Below are 24,866 nucleotides of genomic sequence, written 5' to 3' on the forward strand. Positions count from 1 at the left end.
ATCGAATGAAAGGCGCTGTTTTTCATTACAACTCAATCACCAAATTTGTAGATTTTGCTCGGGAACAGCATGGGGTGAACTGGTTATTTAATGCATGTTCTTCGTCAGTCATAAATACATCGCGGTGATCTGGAACTCCTGCAAGCACACGTGTGATACAGGTTCCACAGATACCTTGCTCACAAGAAATAGGGACATCAAAACCGTTTTCAATTAAGGCTTGGGTGGCAGTTTGATGAGGCTGCACTTCGATTCGACGGTCACTGCCTTTGATTTCAATGGTAAACGCTGTATTGTTAGAATTCTCTGACTTTTGTGCGACAAAGTGTTCTTGATGTAGCTGCTCTGTCTGCCAACCCATGTGTTGAGCTGACTCCATCACAAATGCCATAAAACCTGCTGGCCCACAAACATATAAATGTCTATCAGATGCATTCTGCTCCAAGACTGAAGACATATCACATTGCGTTTCTGGTTGATCTTGAATATGAAAATAAATTTGACCTGCGAAGTGTTCGGTTAAATTTCCATAGAAGGCAATCATTTCATGACTACGTACAAAATAATGTAGTTCAAATGGGATCCGCTGGGATTTAAGTCGATATGCCATTGAAAGAATCGGGGTAATACCAATGCCGCCTGCAAATAAGATTGCCTTTTGGGTATGAGGATGAATTTCAAATAAGTTACGTGGTGCGCCAATACGTAACAGATCACCTTCACGGTACTCGGTATGCATGCAACGAGAACCACCTCTAGAATGTTCATCATGTAAAACACCAATCACATAACGATGCTTTTCACGACAACAATTTGAAAGTGAGTATTGGCGCGTTAAACCATTTTTGAGATGTACATCAATATGCGCGCCTGCCTCAAAGCTTGGAAGGACAGAACCATTGCTTGAAATCAATTCAAAGGCTCGAATTGATGGAGTAAGTTGATGAATTTTATTAATAACAACGTCCATGTTTATTCTCCTTTAAATCACCCGAATATTTGGAAATTTATGTTTTGTTGTTTCAGGCGTGAGAGTACTTTCTTGTGCCAGTAATCGGTCAATCACTTTACGTGACTGTACGCCACCAGCATCAATATTCAGCATCAGTAACTGGCGATGGGGATTTCGCAAAATATTTTGTTGCTGCTGTTCCAACATTTCTAAATCTTCGGTAAAGATTTTGCCTTGACCTTCGCGGATGAGATCAGTGAGGGTCGGGTTATCTTGTTGGAAATTACGTGCCATTCCCCAAAAATACCAATGCGAGGTTTCTGTTTCAGGGCTAATAAAATCAACCACAATCGATGACACTTTTTTATCTTTAGGGGCATGATATCCGCCATGTCCAGCATGAGCGACACCCACTTCAATGTGTACGTTACTTGGTGCAACGAAGTGGCAGCGTTGCCAACGATCTACGGCAACATCATCTGCTAAGTTATTACAACGAAGTGCCATTTGCCAAAATGGGGGAGCGATGACATTTTCGATATAACGCTCAGTAATGACATGATCACCATCGACCTTGGTGATAGGAAGGGCTTCATCAATTTCTTTTTGCCCGATACTGCTCGAATGAACATAGGTTTCATGGGTCAGATCCATAAGGTTGTCGACCATCAGACGATAATCACAATGTATATGGAATAGACCACCGCCATAGCTCCACTCAGGATGATCTGCCCATTCTAGTGTTGGAAGTTTGGACTCATCAGCCAAAGCTTGATCACCAGGCCAAACCCAAATAAATCCAAACTTTTCTATGGCTGCATAGGCTTTATTGCAGGGGAAACCGTTTACACGTTGAGCTGGCATAGAAATGGTTTTTCCCTCGCATCCCATGACTAAACCATGATAACCACAAACTAAATTGCCATCTTCTACATAGCCTAATGATAATGGGGCGCCACGATGTGGACAAAAATCTTCAACAGCAGCGACTTTATTTTCTTTGCCGCGATAGAAAACAATTTTTTCACCACAGATGGTGCGACCAAGCGGCTTGTCTTGAATATCTTCAGGATAGCAAGCAACATACCATGCATTTTTTATAAACATTTGTGATGACTCCTTATCACTTATTGGATCCAATTTATATCAACACAAGTAAACGGTCAATCGATAAAATGATAATTTTTGATCATTGAAGTATTTGATTTGGGCTTATTTATTTTGTATTTATCTGTATTTTACTGTTTTTATTTAAAAAAATATCTCTACGGTATTTATGTGGTTATTTGTGCTTTTATTTATATTTTGGATCCAATTTTTATTTTTGTTGAATGCTCATCGTATTGCGGAAACTGAAATATTTAAAAATGTCGCGGTGAGCTTTTTTAATATTCTCAATAAGGTCACTGACTTAAAAGAGGTTAAATGAACTTAATGGATCCATTTTTATGTAATCTTCAAATGTGAAAATTAGTTTCTAGTTCTTCTAATTTAAAAGTTATTATTTAAATCATGTATTTTAATGTTTTAATATTTTTTTGGAAAATATTTTTTAATAATACTATTGATTTTTTGGATCCAATTAGTCAGGATGAAATAGAGCAGGACGCTCCAAAAAAAATTCTTGTTCAAAAACGAGTTTTAAAAATTAAATTATTCCTCTAGGTAATTATGGATACGGATATGCATAACCACCCAACAACGCAACTCGGTAATGTCGTGCGTATATCCTATCCAGATTGGGAGATACACAAATGGAAAGAGATGTACTTCGTGAGATAAGTCAAAATAAAATGAGCCGCTACCAATGGTTCGTGATTTTGATTTGTGTTTGCCTCAATATTATTGATGGTTTTGATGTCATGGTTATGGCATTTACCGCGCCTTCAGTTTCAGTTGATTGGTCGCTTTCTGGTGCTCAAATCGGTTTGTTATTAAGTGCTGGTCTATTTGGTATGGCTGCTGGTTCGATTTTTCTGGCACCACTTGCCGATAAAATTGGTCGCCGTTTACTGATCTTAATTTGTTTGGTGATCGCTGGGATTAGTATGCTGGTATGCGCTTTTGTCAATAGTCATAGCATGTTAGCCATCCTTCGTTTTGTCACAGGGATTGGGGTTGGCGGTATTCTTGCCAGTAGCAATGTTTTGGCCAGTGAATATGCCAATACGCGCTGGAGAAGTTTTGCGGTAAGTTTAATGTCTACAGGGTATGGGATTGGTGCCACACTTGGTGGGATATTGTCACTGGCACTGATTGAACATTTAGGCTGGCGCTCGATTTTCCTTGCAGGTGGGATCACAACCATTGCAATGCTGTTGGTGAGTATATGGTTATTGCCTGAGTCCTTAGATTATTTGTTGGCAAAAAGACCACAACAAGCGTTAGGGCGAATGAACTCAGTATTACAGCGTATGGGCTTAACTCATCTAGATGCCTTACCTGATTATGCAAAAAGTGATGCAAAGGGTGGCGGAGATTTTGCCAAATTATTTGGTGGGCAACAGGGCTTTCAAACATTGTGTCTATGGGGTGCTTTCTTTCTCGTAATGTTTGGCTTTTATTTTGTGATGAGTTGGACACCGAAAATTTTAATTTCAATGGGAATGTCGCCTGAACAAGGGGTTACCACAGGTATTTTAATTAGTATTGGTGGGATCTTTGGTGCAGCAATTATTGGTTTGCTGGCATCCCGTATCAAAATTTTCTATGCCTTAAGTCTATTTCTAGGACTAACTGCCGCATGTGTGTTTTTATTCGTGGCTGTCTCGGCCCAAGTGAGCGTGGCATTGATTGTTGGTCTATTACTTGGAACGCTGATTAATGGCTGTATTGCTGGTTTATATTCTATTTCACCTACAATTTACGATGCCGATATTCGTAGTCGTGGCGTAGGCTATGCTATTGGTTTTGGACGTATTGGTGCCATTTTATCACCAACAATTGCAGGCGTTTTTTTAGATAAAGGTTTAGCGCCAGCCACACTTTATGCATATTACGGAGTGGTATTTATTTTGGCAATTGTGCTTATTTTAATGTTGGGTAATGCATTTTATCGACATAAAAATGAAGCAGCCTATACGCTTAAAACAACAACTTAATCCTCTAAAAATTAAATAGTTGAGATAAAAAATGAAAAAAACATCCTTGTGGGTGTGGGTATACTTTTGCCCATTATTTAGTGCTCTGGCGCATGCCGATTTAGTGACAGACAGTAGTGCAGAGCTAACGCTTAGAAATTTTTACTTTGACCGAGACTATAAGCAAGATCCATATCCTTATACTGCTGCGCGTGATTGGGCGCAAGGTATTATCTTTAATGGTCAATCGGGCTATACCGATGGAACAGTTGGTTTTGGTGTTGATATATTGGCAATGGCTGGATTTAACTTAATTGGAGATCGAGCCAATGACTATGCACGGAGTAACTTATTACCTGTAAATGCAGATAATTCACGAGATGATTATTATGGGAAAATAGGGCTGACTGCCAAAGCAAAATTTAAGAGAAATGAGCTCTTTGTGGGGGATTTGGTTCCACGATTACCCACGATTTTTTCTTCACCTGCGCGTTTGTTCCCTCAAACTTATCGAGGTGCTCGGTTTGTTTCCAATGAAATTCCAAAGTTACAATTGGAAGGTTTTTATGTAGACCAAGTGCGACAACGTGATTCGATTCATTATAGTGATGTCGGTACGGACAATATCAATCGTCGTTTTGCTCAATCAGCAACAACAGATTACTTCTATAGTTTTGGTGGTGCCTATCAACTCAATGATGCGTATCGAATACGTGCTTATCAGGCTGAATTACATGATATTTACCAACAGCAATTCTTGGGTTTTAATGGTAAACAGCCTTTAAATGAACAGTTAACTTTTTTAAGCGATGTGCGATTTTTCAATAGTCAGGAGACAGGTAGACAAAAAATTGGTGATGTAGATAACCAGCATTTAAGTGGATTATTTGGCTTAAATTATCAGAACCATACTCTGTCTTTGGGTTATATGCAGGCCTTTGGCTCAACAGGGTTACCATTTTTATCGGGAACTGAAAGTCCTGTGGTGCTTGATTTTATGAGTTCAGATTATTCTAACAAGGACGAGAAAGTTTATTCACTGCGTTATGAATATGATTTTAAAAATACAAAATTAGCTGATATTTCTCTCAATGGACTGCGTTTTATGACCCGCTATGCCAAAGGGCAAGATATTGATTTACTTAGTTATGGCGATAAACGTTTTAAAGAAGAATCGATGGAGCTTGATTTAGCTTATAAAATCCCAGAAGGGAAGTTAAAAGGCTTAGGCATGCGAGCACGTTTTTCTCATTACCGAAATGATATGCCAACCAATATGGTCTTTCACTCAGCCAATGAAACTCGTTTAAACATAGATTATAGCTTTAAGTTTTAACGGAATCTGTATTACAAACGGTTCTTTGATTCAAAGAACCGTTTTATGTTTCATTACTATTCTGCTCAATCCAATGTACCAAGTCATAAATCTTTTCAGCGACCTCAACACCTTTAGTTTCAGATAAAGAGTATTCAACATGCGGTGGAATGACAGGAAATTCTTTACGCACAACGAAACCATCATTTTCTAAATCACGTAAAGTTTGGGTCAGCATTTTTTCACTGATGCCATCAATTCTACGTCTCAATTCACTGAAACGATGCGTGCCTCTTCTTAAACAAAACATTACCAGTACGCCCCAGCGATTGGTTAAATGCATTAGTTGCATTCGAGACGGGCAATTTTTTGATAAAACATTTGCAGCTAAACAGGACGTGTCAGTTTTCATAGATTTTCCAAGATCAAGTCACTTACTTTTTTGTAAGTACTTACAAAAAGTAATTGTCTTCTTTACTATAACAAATATCAGCTGAAATGTGTTTTGCATATTTCGAAAGTCTATCTATTTCTAAGAGGAAGTTTATGGCGTCTCCGATTCTGCACTGGATTATTGATCCGATTTGTGGCTGGAGTTATGGTGCATTGCCTTTGATAAATGCAATTGAGGAAGGTTTTCCTAATCTTCAATGCTTACATCTTGGTGGTTTATATAGTGAAGATCATCAACCGCAAATGACGGCTGCAATGCGCGCACAAATTATTCATTATGATGAGCAAATCCATCAACTCACTGGCGTAAAATTTGGTGACGATTATAAAAATGGCTTGCTCAAAGACAGCAGCTTGAAGATGAACTCAATTCCTGCAACACATGCATTTTTAAGTATCAAGCAGGCGCTGGGTTATGATTCGATGATGGCGTTATTAAATTTAATACAACAAGCTTACTATCAGAAAGGCTTAAATGTCACACAATATAGTGTGCTTGCTCAGCTCGTTGCTGAACTTGGTATTCGCCCTGACCAGTGGTCAAAATACTTAGATGCTGTGGATCAAAATCAGCTAGATCAACACATAGATCAAACACGTCAACTGTTATCACGTGTACGAGGACAAGGTTTTCCTACAGTGGTTTTTGAAAACCAACATGCGGAGATTGGTCAGCTTCCTATTCATGGTTTTTATAATAAACCACAGGATTTGGTACGTTTTGTAGAGCAACAATTACTTAAAACTTCATTTAATTCTAAAGAGAGATAAGGCAATGAAATTATTTTTAAAATCTATTCTAGTCAGTTCAGTTGCTTTGAGCGCCTCAGCATTTGGGACAGAACTTACCTATAAAGTGTATAACCCTCAAACTCAGGGTATTTTTCCTGTGACTTCGACTCTAATCTCGGGGGAAAAGGATGCAATATTGGTTGATGCACAATTTAGCACGCATGATGCTAAAAACTTGGTCAAGTTGATTCAAGACAGTGGTAAAAATCTTCAATATATTGTGATTACCGCAGGTGATCCAGATTATTACTTTGGTTTAGAACCTTTGGTTCAAGCTTTTCCAAATGCTAAAGTGATCGCTACGCCAGAAGTTGTTAAGCATATTGAAGTCACAAAAGTTGGTAAATTCGCCTATTGGGGACCGATTTTAAAAGATGCTGCACCCACTCAAGTGATTGTTCCGAATGCCACTGAAGCAAAATCAATTGAATTAGAAGGTGAAAAAATTGAAATTAAATCACCTGGCAAATATGCATCTTATCTTTGGGTACCACATAACCGTACCATTCTTGGTGGGGTAGGGGTATCTTCTGGAATTCATTTGTGGACAGCAGATACACAAAGTGAAAAACAACGAGATGCTTGGAAGAAAACACTGAAACAAATGAAGCGTTTAAGCCCAAGTGCTGTTATTCCTGGGCATTATATCGGTGATATTCCAAAGGCAACACAAGCCATTGATTTCACTTACCAATATCTTGTGGATGTCGATAAAGTTTTAAAGGATCATAAAGATTCTGCATCAGTTATCGCTGCATTAAAGGAAAAATATCCAAATTTAGCTGAAGAAAGTTCTTTGGAGTTGAGTTCTAAAGTGCTCACAGGCGAAATGGAATGGAAATAATTTAATCCTTGTTTTGATCATGTAAAAATGATCTATGATTGATACGATATGCGCTTGAAACTTAATCTATTTATTTAGGTTAAGTTTCTGGTTTTTTGTAGCTACTTATTATGATCAAAAAGAATAAAAGAAAAAAAATGCTGCGAGTCTAAATTATTCAATTAAATATCAAATATAACAACAGAATTACATTTGTAATTGAATCATGTTTGTCATATTTCATCAGATGAATCAGATACCTATTTTCACTGAATGATATCTGATTTAAATGTAATGCATATTTGTGTTTTAAATTTGTATGTCTAGGGGTTTTCCCTCATTCAAAACATGTTTTACTCAAGAATATACTGTAGTCACTGAGCCAAACCACAAAAAAATTTTGGAGCATAACATGAGTGAATTAAGTAAACTGCCAACCCCAGATTTAGCTGAAGATAATGCTTTTTTCCCATCCCCATACTCTTTAAGTCAATATACATCTTCAAAAACTGATTATGATGGGACAACTTATCCGACACCGTATACAGGCAATAAAAAAATACTGATGATTGCAACGGATGAGCGTTATATCTTGATGCAAAATGGAAAGTTTTTTTCAACAGGTAATCATCCAGTAGAAATGCTCCTTCCTGTATTTCATTTGGATGCTGCAGGTTTTGAAGTGCAGGTGGCTACACTTTCGGGGAATCCTGTCAAACTTGAAATGTGGGCAATGCCCAATGAGGATAAAGCTGTTTTAGATACTTATCACAAGTATTCTGAAAAACTTAAAAATCCATTGCAGCTTGACGATATTCTTACTGAGGCGATCAGTGAAAATTCGCCTTATGCTGGTATATTTATCCCGGGTGGGCATGGTGTGTTAGCAAAAATTCCAGAAAGTAAAGCGGTAAAACAATTACTAGCGTGGGCGGTAAAACATGATAAGTATGTGATTACCTTATGTCATGGTCCGGCATCATTACTTGCTGCCGCTGTAGATGAAAAGCCTGAAAACTATATTTTTAAAGATTATGAGATTTGTGTTTTTCCAGATTCTTTAGATCAAGGTGCAAATATTGAAATTGGTTATATGCCGGGTGCTTTGCCATGGTTGGTGGGTGAAAACCTAGAAAAATTGGGGGTAAAAATTCTCAATAAAGGTATCACTGGGCAAGTACATAAAGACCGTAAACTCCTGACTGGAGATAGTCCTTTAGCTTCAAATAATCTGGGTAAATTAGCGGCTGAAACTTTACTGGCTGATCCTGAATTGGTTTAAACTTTGAGGAAAGTAGTCTCAGTGGAGACTACTTTTGATGCTAAAAATTTAATTGAAAAGTTTAGGGTCTGTGGACAATTCGTCTATGTTTGCGACTAGGTGTGTTTTTTAGGCGATTCTAGGCGCGAAATACGAAATTTAGTCATTCTAAATAAGTAGTTCGGAACGAAGAAGCGGCAAAAAACACGCTAGTCCCCGCTGCGCCTTGCGCTGCAAACAAAAAGCAGTGCTTTGTTCTTGCTCAGGGTTGTGGCTAAAATTATCTCAGGCTACGTTATGAAACTTGAAAATAGTCTCGCTATTCTCTTCATTTCCTTGCGGAGTATACTCCTCATGCCTGCTCAATTTTAACCTACAACGCAAGCCATTTATGAAATGTCCACAGCCCCTAATAAATACAAATTTAATGCTGATTTTTGACCAAGAGATTAAAATTGACAAATAAAGCGCTACGATTTGCACCACATCAATTGGCTGATCTATTGTTTCAGACAGTGTACCAATTGAATCAGGCGCATCACCTGCAACAGGTTTTTCAGATTCTGGTGAGTTTTGCAGCAACATTAAATTTTGATCGTATTATTGTTTGCAGTGTTTTCCCTCACAATCAAAGTGAATGGGTGGATGAAATTTTCTTTGTTTCAGGACCTTGGTCGAATGTTGAAAATATTGATGAGCGTGAAATCTATTTACGTCGTTGCCCCATCACTCGTCATATTTTTGAATATGATGAACCCTTTTTTTGGACAAAGACTTTAAATAAAAAAACCGGAAAAGAAAGCTATCGAGTTATTAAAAATACGTTGTATCAAGATGAGCTCAGCGGAATACAAGTCCCTATTTTTGGTCGAACTGGTTTAGAAGGTGCTTTTTCCTTTGCAGGAAACCTGTCTGATGTCAGTGATGATTTTAAATTAATGGTTCAAATGATATGTCAGCTTGCATTCCGAAAAATTTTATCCTATCGACCTGATACTTCGGTACAGCAGCGTAAATTGACCCAACGAGAAAAAGAAGTGCTGAAATGGGCTGCAATCGGACATAAACAGATTGAAATCGCGGAAATCTTAAAAATTTCAGAGCGAACAGTCGAAAATCATTTAAGAAATGTTCGTAAGCGTTTGGGGGTAAAGTCCACAGCACAAGCGATAGCTTCAGCAATGGTCAGCAAAGAAATTGAAATATAGAGACGTTGCTGAGGGGGATTGATTAAATCAAGCGTGGATCATTCAATGTGATAAAACTGCATTCTAATCGATACTATTACTGAAAAATTAGCGTTTGTCTTTTAGATTTCTCACTAGATCGTGATCGTGCTGTGATGAGTTGGGAGGCGACAAAAATCGCCATCCCAAGCCATTTGTAAAGTCACAACAGTGAACGCTTATTTAACACCAGTTTTTTGCATACCTGAATCATTCACTATTCAATCACGCACTAGTCAATCATGCACTAGTAAATCATGAATGATTTTAAGGTATCTATTTGACTGATTAAATCATACGAATTGAATCGTTTTTTAATTCATTCCTGAATCAAACTCCATTATTCCGCAGTTTCAAATTGTTTAAGTGCTTTAAAACGACCAGACTCAGCATCTTGGTTATGCCGACGTGCGAGCAGGCTGTATATGGTTGGTAAAACAAATAGGGTGAAGAATGTTCCAATCAGCATGCCACATACAATCACCAGCCCTAAGCCAAAACGGCTATGTGCGCCAGCACCAGTGGCGAACAGTAGAGGGATCAGACCAAACACCATTGCCGCAGTGGTCATGAGAATCGGACGTAAACGAATTTGAGCTGCTTTTAGAATGGCTTCTCGCCGATTTAAACCTTCGTGAACTTGCAGTTCATTGGCAAATTCAACCATCAAAATACCATGTTTACTGATCAAACCAATTAGTGTGACTAAACCAATTTGGGTATAGATATTGACAGTTGCAAGCCCAAACGCCAAAGGAATCAGCGCACCACAAATCGAAAGAGGTACAGTGATCAGAATAATAAAAGGATCCATCAGGCTTTCATATTGAGCCGCCAGCACCAGATAAATGACGATCAATGCCGCTAAAAATGCAAACATTAAACTGTTGCCTTCTTGCATATACTGACGAGCATCTGCTTGCCAGTCATAACTAAAACCTGTTGGCAATTCCACAGCGACCTGTTCAAGAAAAGCCAAAGCTTGACCTAAAGATACACCCGGAGCTGGAATCGCCTGAAAAGTTGCCGAATTTTGCTGATTAAACTGAGTGAGTTTATTCGGTTCGACCTGTTCACTCAAATGTACCACAGTCGAAAGTGGGATCAGTGAGCCTTGATCTGTACGGACAAATTGTTGGGTTAATGCTTGTGATGTCAAGCGCTGCTGACCAATACTTTGTGGTATTACATCATAAGCACGTCCTTGCATACTGAAACGATTGACATAATTTTCACCGACTAATGTTGCCAGTGCTTCGCCAATATCTTGCATACGTATCCCTAAGCTATTGGCTTTGGATTGATCAACCTCTATCCGTGTCATGGGATTATTAAAATCTAGATCACTATCGACCACCACGAAAAGCCCACTGTCACGCGCTTTCTGTTTGATGTTCTCCATGGTTTGGTAAAGCGTAGAATAGTCTTGCGAAGTCCTTAATACCATCTGTACCGGTAAGCCTCCAGTAGAGCCGGGCAGCGATGGGTTTTGAAACACGAATATACTGGTACCTTCTACACTGCCGACCTGACTTTGTAGACCTTGTTGAATTTCATCCGCAGAGCGATGACGTTCTTTCCATGAGGAAAGCGTGGTTCCACCGAAACTGGAAGCGGGTCCATCAGTTCCATTAATAATCCATGTTGTACTGGTTTCAGGAAAACGCCAAAAGATTTTATCCAGTTCAAGATTAAAATGTTCAGCATACTTTAGGTTGGCATGTTGTGGCGCTTTAATGGCTGTCAGTACACTAGCTTGATCTTCGAGAGGCGCCAATTCTTTTTGTGGCAATTGATAGAGCAAGGGGAGACTGGCAAAAACACCGATGGCAAAAAGTACAGTGATCCAACGGTGATGCAATGAAAAATCCAATATTTTTCGATAGGTTTGCGTTAACTGTTCAAAAAACCATTCAGCTGCCTTTGCCATTTTTCCTTCTTGCTGTTTAGATTGAAGCAGAAATGAACTCATGACTGGGGATAAGGTGAGGGCGATGATGCCTGAAACTAAAACAGCGCCAGCCAGTGTAAATGCAAACTCTTTAAATAAAGAACCTGTGAGCCCTCCCATTAAACCAATAGGCGCATAGACTGCTGCAAGGGTCATGGTCATTGCAATCACTGGACCTGCAACTTCTCGAGCACCAATCATCGCAGCCGCTATTGGAGATAAGCCTTCTTCGATATGACGATGGACATTTTCCACCACCACAATTGCATCATCCACAACCAGCCCAATCGCAAGGACCATCGCCAAAAGAGTCAACAAGTTAATGCTAAAGCCACAAAGCAACATCAGTCCCAATGCACCAAACATGGACAAAGGTATAGTAATCACTGGAATCAATACACTACGCAAAGAGCCTAAACATAAATAGATCACTGCAATGACAATCAACAGTGCCTCGATAAAAGTGTGTAAAACTTCATCAATCGATGCATCGATAAAGCGTGCTGTTTCGTAGGCCAAATTGACTTTGACACCCGGAGGCAAGGTCTTTTGAATTTCAGGTAATTTGTCTTTAATGCCTTGAACAATGACCAATGGATTTCCTGTTGGCGTGGCTTGTAATCCGATAAATATCGCAGGCTTTCCATCCATAGATGCACTGGTTTCTGTCGATGCTGCACCTAACTCAACTGTAGCTACATCTTGAAGTCGAATTAAATTCTGTCCGTTATTTTGAATCACCAGATTTTTAAAATCTTGAATACTGATGAGGTTGGTGGAGACATTGACATTGGAAATCACCAGCTCACCTTTAACCTGTCCCGGCGCAGCTTGATAATTATTTTGGCGAATGGCGTTAGCAACATCAGCAGCCGTAACCCCTCGACTTGCTAGACGATCTGCATCCAACCAAATTCGCATGGCTAAACGTTGACTGCCATAAGATTGTACTTTGGCAACACCCTCAATGGTGGAGAGCATTGGCTCGACCACTCTGGACAAATAATCACTTAACTCTGGCAATGACAATTGTTCTGTGGAAAATCCAATATAAGCAACATCCGTTGATTCACCTGAGGAACGTTCAATCACAGGATCAAAAGCCTGTTGTGGCAGTTTATAGCGAACCTGATTCACTTTAGCCATAACCTCGGTTAATGCCTGAGTCGAGTCTCGATTTAATTGCATTCTAAGCGTAATGACACTGCGTCCTTGGACCGTAGAAGAACTCAGATAATCAATCCCTTCAACTGAAGAGACGGCTTGTGCAATCGGTTGAGTAACAAAACCTTGTAGTAATTCAGCGGATGCGCCGGGGTATTCGGTACTGATACTAATGGTTGAGCTTTCAAGTTGTGGATATTGACGGATCGGCAGTTTATTTAAGGCAAATAAGCCTGCCAATAAAATTAAGGTACTTACCACCAGCGCAAGTACAGGGCGTTTGACAAAAAGATCGGTAAACTTCATGACATGACCCTCTTAAACTTCAGGTTTTACTGAAGATGTGAGGTGTTCGAGCGTATTCAGCGTAGGCTCAATTTGCATACCATCACTTAATTTTAGCTGCCCAGAAACCACAACTTGATCACCTGCTTTTAACCCAGATTTGATTTCAACACGCCCTTGTTGACGTTCACCCACCTCGACAGTAACGCGTTGTACGGTAATTTTTTGAGCGTTATGTTTGGCAACAAAAACAGTATTGCCATAAGCGGTATAGGTGATTGCGGTTTCAGGGATAACCAAACTTGAGCGTTGAGCTTCTTGAATGCTTAATTTAGCGTACATTCCGGGTCTGAGTTGGCGATCTTGATTATTCACAATCGCTTGTCCTGAAATGGTTCGAGACTTACTCACGATGGGTTCGATGGCATTGACAATCGCGGTGTAGGTTTTTTCAGGATATGCATCAATTTGTAGCTGTACAGATTGTCCCAATTTGAGTTTTGATGCCAGTTGTTCATCCAACGTGAAATTTGCCAGCATTTGTTGTGAATCGACCAGATTGGCAATGCCTGTTCCAGCTTCTAAAAATTGACCTTGATGTACTTGGCGGATGCCCATCACACCTGAAAATGGTGCTCGAATGGATTTTTGTGTAATTGTGGCTTGAAGTTGTTGTATTTCAGCACGTGTCATATCTCGATCAGCCAAGGCACTATCCAATTCCGCACGTGAAATCGCATGGCTATCGATGAGTAGTTGGCTACGTTTATAGGTCATTTCTGCCTGTTTCAGTTTGGCTTGTAAACGACCTAATTCGCTTTGTTCAACATTATTTTTGAGTTGTACCAATAACTGTCCTTGCTGTACATACTGTCCTGATTGGAAATAAATTTTCTCAATCATTCCTCTACTTTCAGAAGAGACTTGAACTTGTCGAATTGCTTCCAATTCACCAATACTGGAAAGTGTTTGTGGCACCGTTTGTTCAGTGACTGTACTTAGGGCAACTTTAACAAGTGGATATTGGGAGGAGGGTGATTCAGTTGCTTTACTAGAGCTGATATAAAAATAACTGCCGCAGCCGATTAACAGTACAATCATGCTCATTGTGAAAATCAGTGTTTTACTTTTCATGCAATGACTCCATGACTACGGAGTTGCTGGCGAAAATGGCTGGCAATGGTAATACTCCAAAGCCCACCGATCACAGCAATATGTTCAATCGCAAAGTAAAGCGCAATTGTGGCTTGTAGCCCTGACATTGTCCAAAAAGTATGTACGATAAAGATGGTCAGGAGCAAAAAGATAGAAAGCAACAACGAACCTAGCCACATGTGCCGTTCAAATAAAATGCAGTAAGCACCAACCAGTAAAATCAGTGCGGAAGCATAATTGAAAAACCATACAGGTGTTAAACCTGCTGCTTGCATTTCCATATATCCAGCTTCAACATTTAACACTTTACTCAGCCCCGAACTTAAAAATAAAAAGGCGAGGCTACATTTGACAATGACCCACAGCCACTGGCTTTCTAAACTTAATTTAACCAAATAAGGCATAAGAATATTTCCAGAAGAAATTAGATTGAATGATTAAAATTCTTAAAAAAGAATAGCTTGTTGGTGTTGTTTACCACCGTGTCAAGCAGTCTAAAACCTCAAGTTATATTGAGGTCAACGGTTTTTTCAGTATAAAATTGAGTTGCTCTAGGTTGCTTAAGAATAGTTCGATCTCGATATTTTGAGCTAAATTTGTAGACTAAAGCTGTGGTCTTAAACACCAAAATAATTCTTGAAAGCTTGAGGATGATTGTGAGTAGATCAATTGACAAATCAAGCGGCTTAACCTATAAAACCTCAAGTAATGTTGAGGAATATTGCAATGGAAAAAGACATAAAAATTGATTTTGATCGAATGATGACGGTGGGTGAAGTTGCCAAACGCAGTGGTGTAGCTGTGTCAACCTTACATTTTTATGAATCTAAGGGTTTAATCAAAAGCATTCGAACCAATGGTAATCAACGTCGTTTTCCAGCAATTGTTTTACGTTATATCGGAATTATTAAAGTTGCACAGAAAGTGGGAATTTCTTTGGAGGAGATAAAAACGGCATTGAGTGTTTATCCAATTGGCAGCAAATTAAGTGCGGAGCAATGGTCTGAACTGTCGTCACGTTGGCGTAAAGATTTAGATGAACGAATTCAAAAACTGACACGCTTAAGAGATGAGATGGATTGGTGTATTGGTTGTGGTTGTTTGTCGTTAAAACAATGTCCTCTGCGAAATCCAGAAGATGTACTGGGGCAAGAGGGTTCTGGTCCACGTATTTTAGAGCGTGTTGAACCATAATATTCTATTTGAATTTAAAGAAAGATTTTTCACGTATTATTAAAGGGGGAAATTTGACTTTTCCATGATTTTGTAAATGATAATCATTATTTATTATGGTATTGTTTTAGACATCGGTTAAAAAAGCTGGTACTTCAACACAGCTAATTTAGATAACGAATTGATAAAATAGCGCCAAAGGTAATAGATTATGAAAACTCAAAACGTTGAATTACTAGAAAAAGAAGATCATATGAGTGGGATGCAACATCACGAAATGACGATTACCTCACTTACTCAACCTTTTGATTCAATCATACGACTACGTGGGAAAATTGAAACGGATCAAATTGAATTGTGGAATACTGCCAATTTAGCGGTACGGATTGATGTAGAGCAAAGTGTAAATTCGCGACCAATTTCACGTATTTATACCATACGCTCTTTTGACAAGCTCAGCCAAGAAATTGAAATTGATTTAGTGCGTCATTCATCTCCAAGTCCGGCAATGCGATGGCTAAATACACTAAAAATAGGTGCAAAGGTGGCATTGACTGGACCTCGTGTACATACCAACCCAAATTTTGAAACAAGCAAAAAATGTTATATTTTTGCTGATGACACGGGTATTCCTGCTGTATATGCAATGTTGCATCAATGGCCAGAACATGTTCAAGCTGAGATATTTTTGGACACTCACGAAGCTGAACTTTTAAGTGAATTACCTGATATTAAGGGCGTCAATTATCATCTCATTAATCAAACTGGGCTTAAGCAGAATGTTCAAAATCAAGGCTTATTTGAACAGGTGCAACAACTTGAATGTATTGATGAGATGACAATTTGGGCAGCCTGTGAACGTCAGCAAGCTCGCCAAATCCGAGAGTTCTGTCTAAAACAACTCAAAATGGCAAAAGAAGATGTACGTGTATTTGGTTATTGGAAAGCAGGTGTGAGCAGTAGCGTTATCGATGAAGCTCGATTGGAACATTATTCAAAGCTGGTTCAACAAGGGCAGGGTTTAACTGAGTTTGACGATCTTGATGTAAAGATATGATGTAAATGAAATCATGATAGGTTGATGTAGACATGCTATTGCTGCTACTTTCAATCTATCGTGATTTCTTCACAGTTTTGGTGCTAAGAAAAATTAACAATTCGTGTGATATGAAATATATATGGAGAAATTATAGATAGCGTTATTTTATATTCAGCATGTGTAATGCGCCGATAATTAACGCTTGCATACTTTGGATGAATTCTGCTTCCATTTCCGCTTCTTCTATTTCCCGATGATCAGCCTTAATCGGGTCTTTGCCTGCCACAGAGTAAATGGTGTCAGCGACAGCAATGCAATGAAAAGCAATCGTTGAATTTAACCATCGTGCCTGTTCTTGAGTAAGTTGATAGGTTTCAGCAACAGCCTGATGATGGTGCTGAATTTTAGTCACCATGGATGGTGTTGATGCCATCCTACGAATTAAATAAGGGGTAAAACCTGGATTTGATTTGACCAATTCACGCAGTGAATGCATAAAAATAATGAGATATTCTTTTAATTCTATTTGATCAGGAGATTTTGGTAGGGGAATCTGCCATCTCAGAAAAATTTCTTCTGCAATTAGATATTTAAGCTCTTCCAGACTGGCAATATGTTTATATAAAGCCATATGGCTAATACCCAACGCAGCGGCAACACCTACAAAAGTAATATTCAATAAACCTATCTCTATACCAGCATTCATGATGCGCTCATGGGTGATTGTACGTGGTCGTCCGCGAGATGATGATTTGGCTAAAGGAGGCATAATTATTCCATACAATTGATTTTTTCATGTTGCCATGTGACGAGAAGTGGGTCAAATCCGTTTACTTTATTTAATTAGTTTACTACAATGCAACTAAATCTATTGATATTAATTCTCATTTGTATTTATAAATAGATTTACTGTCATTTTCTCAACAACATCAGAACTTGGCGGAACGGGAATAATCAAAACAGGTTTTTTATGTTATGTGTGCAAGTGATGTAAATGAAATTCAGCCTAGTCCTATTAACCCACTCAGCTTTGTTCTGAAACCCATACGGCTCTATTTATTTTTAGCTTCGTTGATTGCTACTCTGGGTTCAATGCTGACTTTAGTGCCACTCATCGGCATTGCCTATTTCGTCAAAGTTTTGTTTCTTGGTCACAGTGCCATAGAGATGTCTAACGTAGATTTATCTGATGCCTTATGGATATTGTTAGGCTGTTTGGGAAGTTTATTGTTGGGGATGTTATTGATCACCCTCAGTGAATTCATTGCACATTTAGCAGACCATAAAATCACTGGGATATTACAAAAAGATATTACTCAGCATCTTACTCAACTGCCTTTAGGATGGTTTACACAACGAAGTTCTGGGGAAGTAAAACAAATTATTCAAGATGATATGGGGCAGCTTCATAGTTTGACTGCGCATTTTTATCCAGCTGTTGGACGAGCGCTAGGTATTATTATTATTGCTGTTATCTTTCTATTTTATATCGATTGGCGAATGGCAGTTCTGTCACTGCTCCCATTCGTAGGTTTTGTGTTTTTTTTGCGCAAAGCCATGCATGCAAGTGAGCAGAATATCCAAGATTTTGCTGTTCAAATGGGGCAGATTAATAGTGCTGCTGTTGAATTTACCCGTGCAATTCCGATCGTAAAAACTTTCGCCCAAAGTGGACAAGCTTCGGTGGGTTATCAGCAGGCTGTTCGTACTTTTGCACACGCATTTAAAGTGTTTACTCGCCCGTTGGTTAAATCTATGGCGCATGCACATGCCATGATTTCACCGATCACGATATTGGGTGTGGTCATGCTGAGTGGCGCAATTTTCATATATCTAGGGTGGTTAAATCCCATCGATTTATTGGCTTTTGTCTTGATTGCTCCGGCAATCTGTGCCCCCACTTTATTATTGCATACCCTATTGCATGATTTGCAAGCTAGCGATGCTGCAGCACAACGAATATTGGCATTGTTAGAAAAACCGATATTAAAGGTGTCTCCAACAACACAATCACTTGTACTCGAAGATCAGACAGTCTGTTTTCATCAGGTGAGCTATGCCTATGATCAAACGCATGAGGTGTTATCTCAACTGGATTTTTCGCTGCAACCTGGAACCTTTACAGCCATCGTGGGTCCATCAGGAGCAGGAAAATCAACCATAGCGCAATTGATCTTACGTTTTTTTGACCCAAGCCAAGGTCATATTACATTGGGCGGTGTTGATTTACGCAATATTCAGCCAAATATGTTGTATCAGCAAATAGGGTTTGTGTTGCAAGACACACAACTGATTCATGCCAGTCTCTATGACAATATTGCTTTAGGACGATCTAATGCAACCCAGCAGGAGGTTGAACAAGCAGCAAAAGCAGCCAATATTCATGATCGTATTATGCGTTTACCCAAACAATACCAAACCATGATCGGTGATGAGATTCAACTTTCTGGTGGTGAACGCCAACGGATCAGTATAGCTAGAGCAATTCTACTCGATCCACCCATTCTTATTCTCGATGAAGCGACAGCAGCAGCGGATATCGAAAATGAAATGGCCATCCAAAATGCACTGTCCAATTTTGTTCAACATCGAGCTCTTTTAGTGATCGCACATCGCTTGGAGACCATTATGCATGCAGACCGTATCTTGGTGCTCGATCAAGGGAAAATCATTGAGCAGGGGACGCACACGCAACTTTTAAACCATCAAGGCTTATATGCCCAATTGTGGTCACATCTGGACAAACATACCCAACAATCAACTGGAGAAACCCTATGCTGAAAACATTTTCTCAACTGTTGGGTGACGATGTTTCTATTTTTCATCGTTATCTTGGGGTTGCTCTGGTATATGGTCTAATTTGTGGTTTGAGCATTTTGCTACTGGGATTGATTTTGTCACAGTTAATCCTTGGTAATATTCAACAAATTGGACTTTGGTTGAGTCTATTGTTTGCTGGAATTGTGTTGTGTTGGTGCTTACGCCGTGTTGTTGAAGAAATGGGAATCAAGGTTGGAATTGCACTTTTAGAACATGCTCGTTTAAGTCTAGGTCAGCATGTTGCGAGCCTACCTGTCGGTTGGTTTAATCCTCAAAATACAGCAAAATTTAATCATCTAGTGACACAAGGCATGATGTCTGTTGCACAGCTTCCAGCACATGTTTTTACCCCTTTAATTTCTGGGGTGATTACACCATTGGTGATTATTGTCGGTTTACTGTTTATCTATGGCATTTTAGGATTAATTGCGTTGTTGGCAATTCCTTTAATTGTCGTCGTGTTCTGGTTCAGTTCAAGAATTGCCAAATATGCAGATGAAACTTATCAGCAACGTTTTGCTGAAACCAGTCAGCGTGTTGTGGAGTTTGCACAGGCACAATCTGTTTTTCGTGCTTTTAATGCTGAAGGAAATAGCCAGCGATTTCTTGATCAAGCAATTGATCAACAACGTCAAGCCAGTTTTAAACTGATTTTACTGTCATCGTTATCCTCAGTAATGAATACATGGGCAATTCAAGCTGTTTTTGTCCTGCTAACTTTGGCTATGTTTATGCTCGTGAATCAGCAAATGACAGGGCATTTTCTCAGTCAGGATATGCTAAGTATCGCCATATCGTTGTTATTTATCAGCCGCTTTATTGATGCATTATTAGAAGTCGCAAGTTATAGCGAAGTGTTGCGCAGTGCAGACAGTCAGTTACAGGAAATGCGAGATATTTTAAATATCCAAGTATTCACAGAAGGCAAAAAAACACAACAGCTTGTAGATGCTTCAATTGAGTTTAAAGATGTCGATTTTCAATATACACAAGATGGGCAAAAAATATTACAAGACCTGAGCTTATTCATTCCTTCAGGAACGATGACGGCATTGATCGGGGCATCGGGTTCAGGAAAAACCACGTTGGTCAAATTGATCGCCCGTTTTTTTGATGCCAATCAAGGTCAAGTTTTGATTGGTGGGGTTGATGTTAAACAACTGCCTGATCAACAGCTTAGCCAACAGATCAGTCAAATTTTTCAAGATAATTATTTATTTGCTGGCACGATTGCAGAAAACATTCGAATTGGTCAGCCCAATGCAACAGATGTAGATATTCTAAAAGTTGCTGAAAAAGTGGGAATTTCAGAAATGATTGCTCGTTTACCAGAAGGTCTTGAGACCAAGACAGGTGAGGGGGGCGCTCGACTTTCAGGCGGAGAGCGACAACGCATTGCGATTGCTAGGGCGCTGATTAAAGATGCGCCAATTTTATTGGTGGACGAAGCAACTGCTGCCTTGGATGCAGAAAATCAAGCAATTATTGCTGAGGTGTTAAACGATTTACGTGGGAAAAAAACCATATTGGTGATTGCCCATCAGCTTTCAACCATTGCAACAGCCGATCATATTGTCGTATTAGATAATGGACAGATAATTGAACAAGGAACACCTTCACAACTGTGCTTAAGTGGTGGTTATTATGCCAAATATTTAAAACAGAGTCAGAACGTTAAGGGATGGAAAATTAGCAAAAAAATACAGGCTGAGGCAACTTCAAAATGCCTCTAGCTTTATTTTTTATTTTCTGTGTGCTTTGTATTAGTTCACTTTTGCTTGGTGCACAACAACTTGATTTTAATGGCTTGTTATCCATGTCGAGTGAAGCATGGTTGACCCTGACTGCAAGCCGTATTCCTCGTTTGATTGCCATTATTTTGACTGGTATTGGCTTATCTGTATGTGGTGTGATTTTACAACATATTGTCCGTAACCGTTTCGTCGAACCTGGAACCACGGGTGGTTTAGATGCAGCAAAACTTGGGATATTGGTGTCACTCACGCTCATTCCAGCAGCAAGTACATTGAGTAAAATGCTATTTGCAATGCTTTTCTGTCTGATTGCCAGTTTGCTTTACATTGTGATTATTCGCCAAATTCGCTTTAAGAACACCGTATTAGTCCCTGTGATTGGATTAATGTATGGCGGTATATTGACTGCCCTGGCGGAATTTTATGCCTATCAAAATAATATCATGCAGAGTATGCAAACTTGGCTGATGGGAGATTTTTCTCGTGTAATCCAAGGGCACTATGAAATTATTTATTTTATTTTACCCATCATCCTACTGACCTATATTTTTGCACATCGTTTCACTGTACTGGGTATGGGTCAAGACATGGCATCAAGCTTGGGGCTAAATTATGCCACGATGACTGCAATCGGCTTATTGCTTGTAGCAGTTACAGTTTCAGCAACAGTGATTACAGTTGGAGCAATTCCATTTGTAGGGTTGGTGATCCCCAATCTGGTGGCTTTGAAGTATGGTGAGAATTTAGCAAAAACTTTACCCATCGTTGCTTTGGCTGGTGCTTCATTACTTCTACTCTGCGATATTGTTGGGCGTTCTATTCTTTATCCATTTGAAGTTCCTATCGGTCTCACCGCAGGTGGAGCAGGAGGAGTGATCTTCTTGCTCTTGATACTGCGAGGGCTGCGCTAATGAATATAAACAAGCTCGGCACAATGCTATGTGCAACCGTTGCTCTTGCAATTGTTTTTATATTCTTCGGTTCCCACCTTGATATGGATTATGTCATTCCTCAGCGCCTATTTAGACTTGCTGCGATTGTATTGGGCGGAATTTGTGTGGCATGTACCTCTATCATTTTTCAGACTCTTGTGGGCAATCGTGTCTTAACACCCGCCATCATGGGCTATGAAGCGGTTTATTTACTCTGGCAAGCCCTATTGTTATTTATTTTTGGTACTCAAGGGGTGTTATGGCTTGGCATAACTGCTCAGTTTTTTATGGGTATTTTTCTGATGTTGTTCTATTCATGGGCACTTCATCTATTTTTATTATCGCGCATACACAAAGATATTTTTCAGCTTTTGCTATTTGGTTTGGTCTTTACCATGGTGCTTGGCACTGTCACTCAATTTATTCAATTAAAAATTAGTCCGGGTGAATTTTCAGTTTTTCAAGGATTAAGTTATGCATCATTTAACCGTGTTCAGTCAGAAACCCTGATCTTTGCCGTGATTATGATTGTCTTTGTTTTATGGCGAGTGCTGAATACTTTACCAATTTTGGACGTATTAAGTTTAGGGCGTGAACAAGCAATATCACTAGGCGTTGATCATCATCACTATGTCAAATTTTATTTGGCTTTGATTGCCGTTTTGGTGGCAGTTTCAACCAGTTTAATTGGTCCTACAGCATTTATGGGCGTGTTTATTGCCAATATCGCTTATGCCATTGCAAAAAGTTATCAGCATAAATTTACTCTAGCGATAGGGTGTCTGGTTGCAGTCGCAATTTTTCTAATCGCTCAAATCCTTGTTGAACATGTATTTAATTATAAAACGACAGTCAGTATTTTGATCAATTTGGTGTGCGGTATCTATTTTCTCATATTGGTGGTCCGTACTCGAGGTGTGACATGATCAGTGTTCGTAATATCTATAAATCCTATGGTATCAAAAATATACTCTCTGAAGTGACCATTGATTTTCCTGAAAAAAAGTTAACTTCCTTGATTGGTCCCAATGGTGCAGGTAAATCGACACTATTGATGATGATGGCAAATTTGTCTCAGCCAGATCAGGGGGAGATTTTATTCAATACTCAAAATATTCGGGAGATACACCTCGCGGAATATGCCAAGAATGTGGCAACCCTCAGACAGACACCAGGGATGAATTTGCGGATGACCGTGAAAGAGCTGATAGCTTTTGGGCGCTTTCCTTATAGTCGTGGTTCATTGACTTCATATGATCATCATGTGATTGATGAAGCAATCCAATTTCTAGATTTAGATGCTTTGAGTGACAGTTATCTCGATGAACTCAGTGGTGGTCAGCGTCAAATGGCATTTTTGGCAATGACCATTGCTCAGCAAACTGAAGTGCTGTTATTGGATGAACCTCTCAACAATCTCGATATGAAACATGCTGTTCATATTATGCAGGCCTTACGTCGATTGTGTGATGAACAGGGGCGAACCGTGATTTTAGTGATTCACGATATCAACTTCGCTGCAAATTATTCAGACCATATTGTCGCCTTGAAAAACAATACGGTTTATTTGAGTGGACCAACTCAAAGGGTGATTACTGCGGCACAGTTAAGTGACCTGTACGAGCTAAATTTTGACATTAGCTATAGTGAGCATGGCTATATGTGTAACTACTTCAACTCATCAGGAGCTTGAATCTATGAATTGGAACAACAAATCTCAACGTCTTGTGGTTGCCATTTTGGTCATGTTGAATTTCACGGCTTGCCAAGAATCCAACGATCAAATCAAACCCAAAGACCAAGCACAACAGACTATTCAACTTGATACGCCTATTGTGTTTAAACATGAACTTGGTAAAACACAACTGGATTATCGACCGCAACGTGTTGCTGTATTGGATATGAATGAGGCAGATTTTCTCGACCAATTGGATGTTCCTATAGCGGGAATGCCAAAGGACTACGTACCACACTTTTTAAGCAAGTATAAACAAGATAAAAATGTTCAAGATCTAGGTGCTATTGTTCAGCCGAATATGGAAAAGATCTATGCATTAAAGCCTGATCTTATTTTGATGACGCCATTACAAGCAAATCAGTATCAAGCGTTATCTAAAATTGCACCGACTTTACACTATGACATCAACTTTAATAACAGTCAGCATCATCATATAGACATGATCAAAACCCATTTGATGAGTTTGGGAAAAATTTTTGATCGAACAGTTTTGGCTCAACAAAAAGTGGCTGAATTAGATAAAAAAATTAGACAAGTTCAACAGATAACTGCTACTCGTCCAGAAAAAGCATTGGTGGTTCTACATAACAATGGTGCATTTAGTAATTTTGGTATTCAGTCACGTTATGGCTTTATTTTTAATGACTTGGGTGTAAAACCTGCCAGTACGATGGTAGATACCAGTTTGCATGGACAACCTATTTCGAGTGAATTCATTCAACAGGCGAATCCCGATATTTTGTATATCGTAGACCGTACTGCGGTTATGGAACATCGCCCAACAATTGATGCACAAAATGTTAGCAATCCATTGTTGCGTCAGACCAAAGCATGGAAAACAGGCAAAGTTGTTTTTGTTGATGCAGATGCGTGGTACACCACGGCAGCAAGTCCGAGTTCTATGCAAATTTTAATGAATGATGTTCTCAAGGGGTATCGACTATGAATTAAGT

At 39.3% G+C, this 24,866-nt stretch carries 21 protein-coding genes; 14 read left to right on the forward strand and 7 right to left on the reverse strand.

Going from position 1 to position 24,866, the window contains the following annotated elements:
- Nucleotides 1–25: 25 nt before the first annotated feature.
- Together ACINWC743_RS19890 and ACINWC743_RS19895 are read right to left on the reverse strand one after the other, a co-directional pair.
- Nucleotides 26–970, reverse strand: a complete 945-nt coding sequence (locus ACINWC743_RS19890; RefSeq protein ID WP_009586712.1) for a PDR/VanB family oxidoreductase — start codon at nt 968–970, stop codon at nt 26–28.
- Nucleotides 971–982: 12 nt separating this feature from the next.
- Nucleotides 983–2,059 carry an aromatic ring-hydroxylating oxygenase subunit alpha gene (locus ACINWC743_RS19895; protein WP_009586783.1) on the reverse strand — a complete coding sequence of 359 codons (1,077 nt, stop codon included), beginning with the start codon at nt 2,057–2,059 and terminating at the stop codon, nt 983–985.
- 647 nt (nt 2,060–2,706) lie between these two features.
- On the opposite strand from ACINWC743_RS19895, the gene ACINWC743_RS19900 reads away from it, so the two are divergent.
- Nucleotides 2,707–4,053 (forward strand): MFS transporter, encoded by a 1,347-nt coding sequence (locus tag ACINWC743_RS19900; RefSeq protein ID WP_009586739.1) that lies wholly within the window; start codon nt 2,707–2,709, stop codon nt 4,051–4,053.
- Nucleotides 4,054–4,084: 31 nt separating this feature from the next.
- Nucleotides 4,085–5,368, forward strand: coding sequence for an OprD family outer membrane porin (locus ACINWC743_RS19905; protein WP_009586817.1), 1,284 nt, complete (start codon nt 4,085–4,087; stop codon nt 5,366–5,368).
- A 43-nt stretch (nt 5,369–5,411) separates the two neighbouring features.
- On the opposite strand, the gene ACINWC743_RS19910 is transcribed toward ACINWC743_RS19905, so the two are convergent.
- Nucleotides 5,412–5,759, reverse strand: coding sequence for a winged helix-turn-helix transcriptional regulator (locus tag ACINWC743_RS19910; RefSeq protein ID WP_009586723.1), 348 nt, complete (start codon nt 5,757–5,759; stop codon nt 5,412–5,414).
- Nucleotides 5,760–5,893: 134 nt separating this feature from the next.
- Between ACINWC743_RS19910 and ACINWC743_RS19915 the strand changes: the two genes are divergently transcribed.
- From ACINWC743_RS19915 to ACINWC743_RS19930, 4 genes are all read left to right on the forward strand, one after another.
- A complete protein-coding gene (locus ACINWC743_RS19915) occupies nt 5,894–6,571 on the forward strand; it encodes a DsbA family protein (RefSeq protein WP_009586766.1) in 678 nt (225 codons plus the stop codon).
- Between the two features lie 4 nt (nt 6,572–6,575).
- A complete protein-coding gene (locus ACINWC743_RS19920) occupies nt 6,576–7,436 on the forward strand; it encodes a Vmh family MBL fold metallo-hydrolase (protein WP_009586819.1) in 861 nt (286 codons plus the stop codon).
- A 391-nt stretch (nt 7,437–7,827) separates the two neighbouring features.
- Nucleotides 7,828–8,697, forward strand: coding sequence for a glyoxalase III HchA (gene hchA / locus ACINWC743_RS19925; protein WP_009586760.1), 870 nt, complete (start codon nt 7,828–7,830; stop codon nt 8,695–8,697).
- 434 nt (nt 8,698–9,131) lie between these two features.
- Nucleotides 9,132–9,884 (forward strand): PA1136 family autoinducer-binding transcriptional regulator, encoded by a 753-nt coding sequence (locus ACINWC743_RS19930; protein ID WP_009586687.1) that lies wholly within the window; start codon nt 9,132–9,134, stop codon nt 9,882–9,884.
- Between the two features lie 358 nt (nt 9,885–10,242).
- Here the strand turns inward: ACINWC743_RS19930 and ACINWC743_RS19935 are convergent, their stop codons facing one another.
- The 3 genes from ACINWC743_RS19935 to ACINWC743_RS19945 are packed head-to-tail and all read right to left on the reverse strand — an operon-like array spanning nt 10,243 to nt 14,861.
- Entirely contained in the window at nt 10,243–13,323 is a 3,081-nt protein-coding gene (locus ACINWC743_RS19935; RefSeq protein WP_009586711.1) for a MexW/MexI family multidrug efflux RND transporter permease subunit, read from the reverse strand.
- Between the two features lie 12 nt (nt 13,324–13,335).
- Complete coding sequence (locus ACINWC743_RS19940; RefSeq protein ID WP_009586744.1) at nt 13,336–14,436, reverse strand: efflux RND transporter periplasmic adaptor subunit; 1,101 nt, start codon at nt 14,434–14,436, stop codon at nt 13,336–13,338.
- Nucleotides 14,433–14,861, reverse strand: coding sequence for a DoxX family protein (locus tag ACINWC743_RS19945; protein WP_009586815.1), 429 nt, complete (start codon nt 14,859–14,861; stop codon nt 14,433–14,435). The genes ACINWC743_RS19940 and ACINWC743_RS19945 overlap by 4 nt, the downstream gene beginning before the upstream one ends.
- Before the next feature lie 322 nt (nt 14,862–15,183).
- Between ACINWC743_RS19945 and soxR the strand changes: the two genes are divergently transcribed.
- Together soxR and ACINWC743_RS19955 are read left to right on the forward strand one after the other, a co-directional pair.
- A complete protein-coding gene (gene soxR, locus ACINWC743_RS19950) occupies nt 15,184–15,651 on the forward strand; it encodes a redox-sensitive transcriptional activator SoxR (protein ID WP_005033313.1) in 468 nt (155 codons plus the stop codon).
- Nucleotides 15,652–15,841: 190 nt separating this feature from the next.
- Nucleotides 15,842–16,687 (forward strand): siderophore-interacting protein, encoded by an 846-nt coding sequence (locus tag ACINWC743_RS19955; protein ID WP_009586812.1) that lies wholly within the window; start codon nt 15,842–15,844, stop codon nt 16,685–16,687.
- Between the two features lie 142 nt (nt 16,688–16,829).
- Here ACINWC743_RS19955 and ACINWC743_RS19960 read toward each other — a convergent pair whose 3' ends face one another.
- Complete coding sequence (locus ACINWC743_RS19960) at nt 16,830–17,438, reverse strand: TetR/AcrR family transcriptional regulator (RefSeq protein WP_009586748.1); 609 nt, start codon at nt 17,436–17,438, stop codon at nt 16,830–16,832.
- Nucleotides 17,439–17,644: 206 nt separating this feature from the next.
- Here ACINWC743_RS19960 and ACINWC743_RS19965 point away from each other — a divergent pair, with 206 nt between their 5' ends.
- Genes ACINWC743_RS19965 through ACINWC743_RS19990 form a run of 6 tightly spaced genes read left to right on the forward strand, consistent with a single transcriptional unit; the run spans nt 17,645 to nt 24,859 of the window.
- A complete protein-coding gene (locus ACINWC743_RS19965) occupies nt 17,645–19,450 on the forward strand; it encodes an ABC transporter ATP-binding protein (RefSeq protein WP_009586786.1) in 1,806 nt (601 codons plus the stop codon).
- Complete coding sequence (locus ACINWC743_RS19970) at nt 19,444–21,222, forward strand: ABC transporter ATP-binding protein (protein ID WP_009586773.1); 1,779 nt, start codon at nt 19,444–19,446, stop codon at nt 21,220–21,222. Before ACINWC743_RS19965 ends, ACINWC743_RS19970 begins: the two co-directional genes overlap by 7 nt.
- Nucleotides 21,213–22,154 (forward strand): ABC transporter permease, encoded by a 942-nt coding sequence (locus ACINWC743_RS19975; RefSeq protein WP_009586715.1) that lies wholly within the window; start codon nt 21,213–21,215, stop codon nt 22,152–22,154. The genes ACINWC743_RS19970 and ACINWC743_RS19975 overlap by 10 nt, the downstream gene beginning before the upstream one ends.
- On the forward strand, nt 22,154–23,101 hold the full coding sequence (locus ACINWC743_RS19980; protein WP_035301493.1) for an iron chelate uptake ABC transporter family permease subunit: 948 nt from the start codon (nt 22,154–22,156) through the stop codon (nt 23,099–23,101). The genes ACINWC743_RS19975 and ACINWC743_RS19980 overlap by 1 nt, the downstream gene beginning before the upstream one ends.
- Entirely contained in the window at nt 23,098–23,868 is a 771-nt protein-coding gene (locus tag ACINWC743_RS19985) for an ABC transporter ATP-binding protein (RefSeq protein ID WP_005033297.1), read from the forward strand. The genes ACINWC743_RS19980 and ACINWC743_RS19985 overlap by 4 nt, the downstream gene beginning before the upstream one ends.
- Nucleotides 23,869–23,872: 4 nt before the next feature.
- A complete protein-coding gene (locus ACINWC743_RS19990) occupies nt 23,873–24,859 on the forward strand; it encodes a siderophore ABC transporter substrate-binding protein (protein WP_005033295.1) in 987 nt (328 codons plus the stop codon).
- Nucleotides 24,860–24,866 lie beyond the last annotated feature (7 nt).

This window comes from Acinetobacter sp. WC-743 (assembly GCF_000335555.1).
Taxonomy (GTDB): Bacteria; Pseudomonadota; Gammaproteobacteria; order Pseudomonadales; family Moraxellaceae; genus Acinetobacter; species Acinetobacter bereziniae.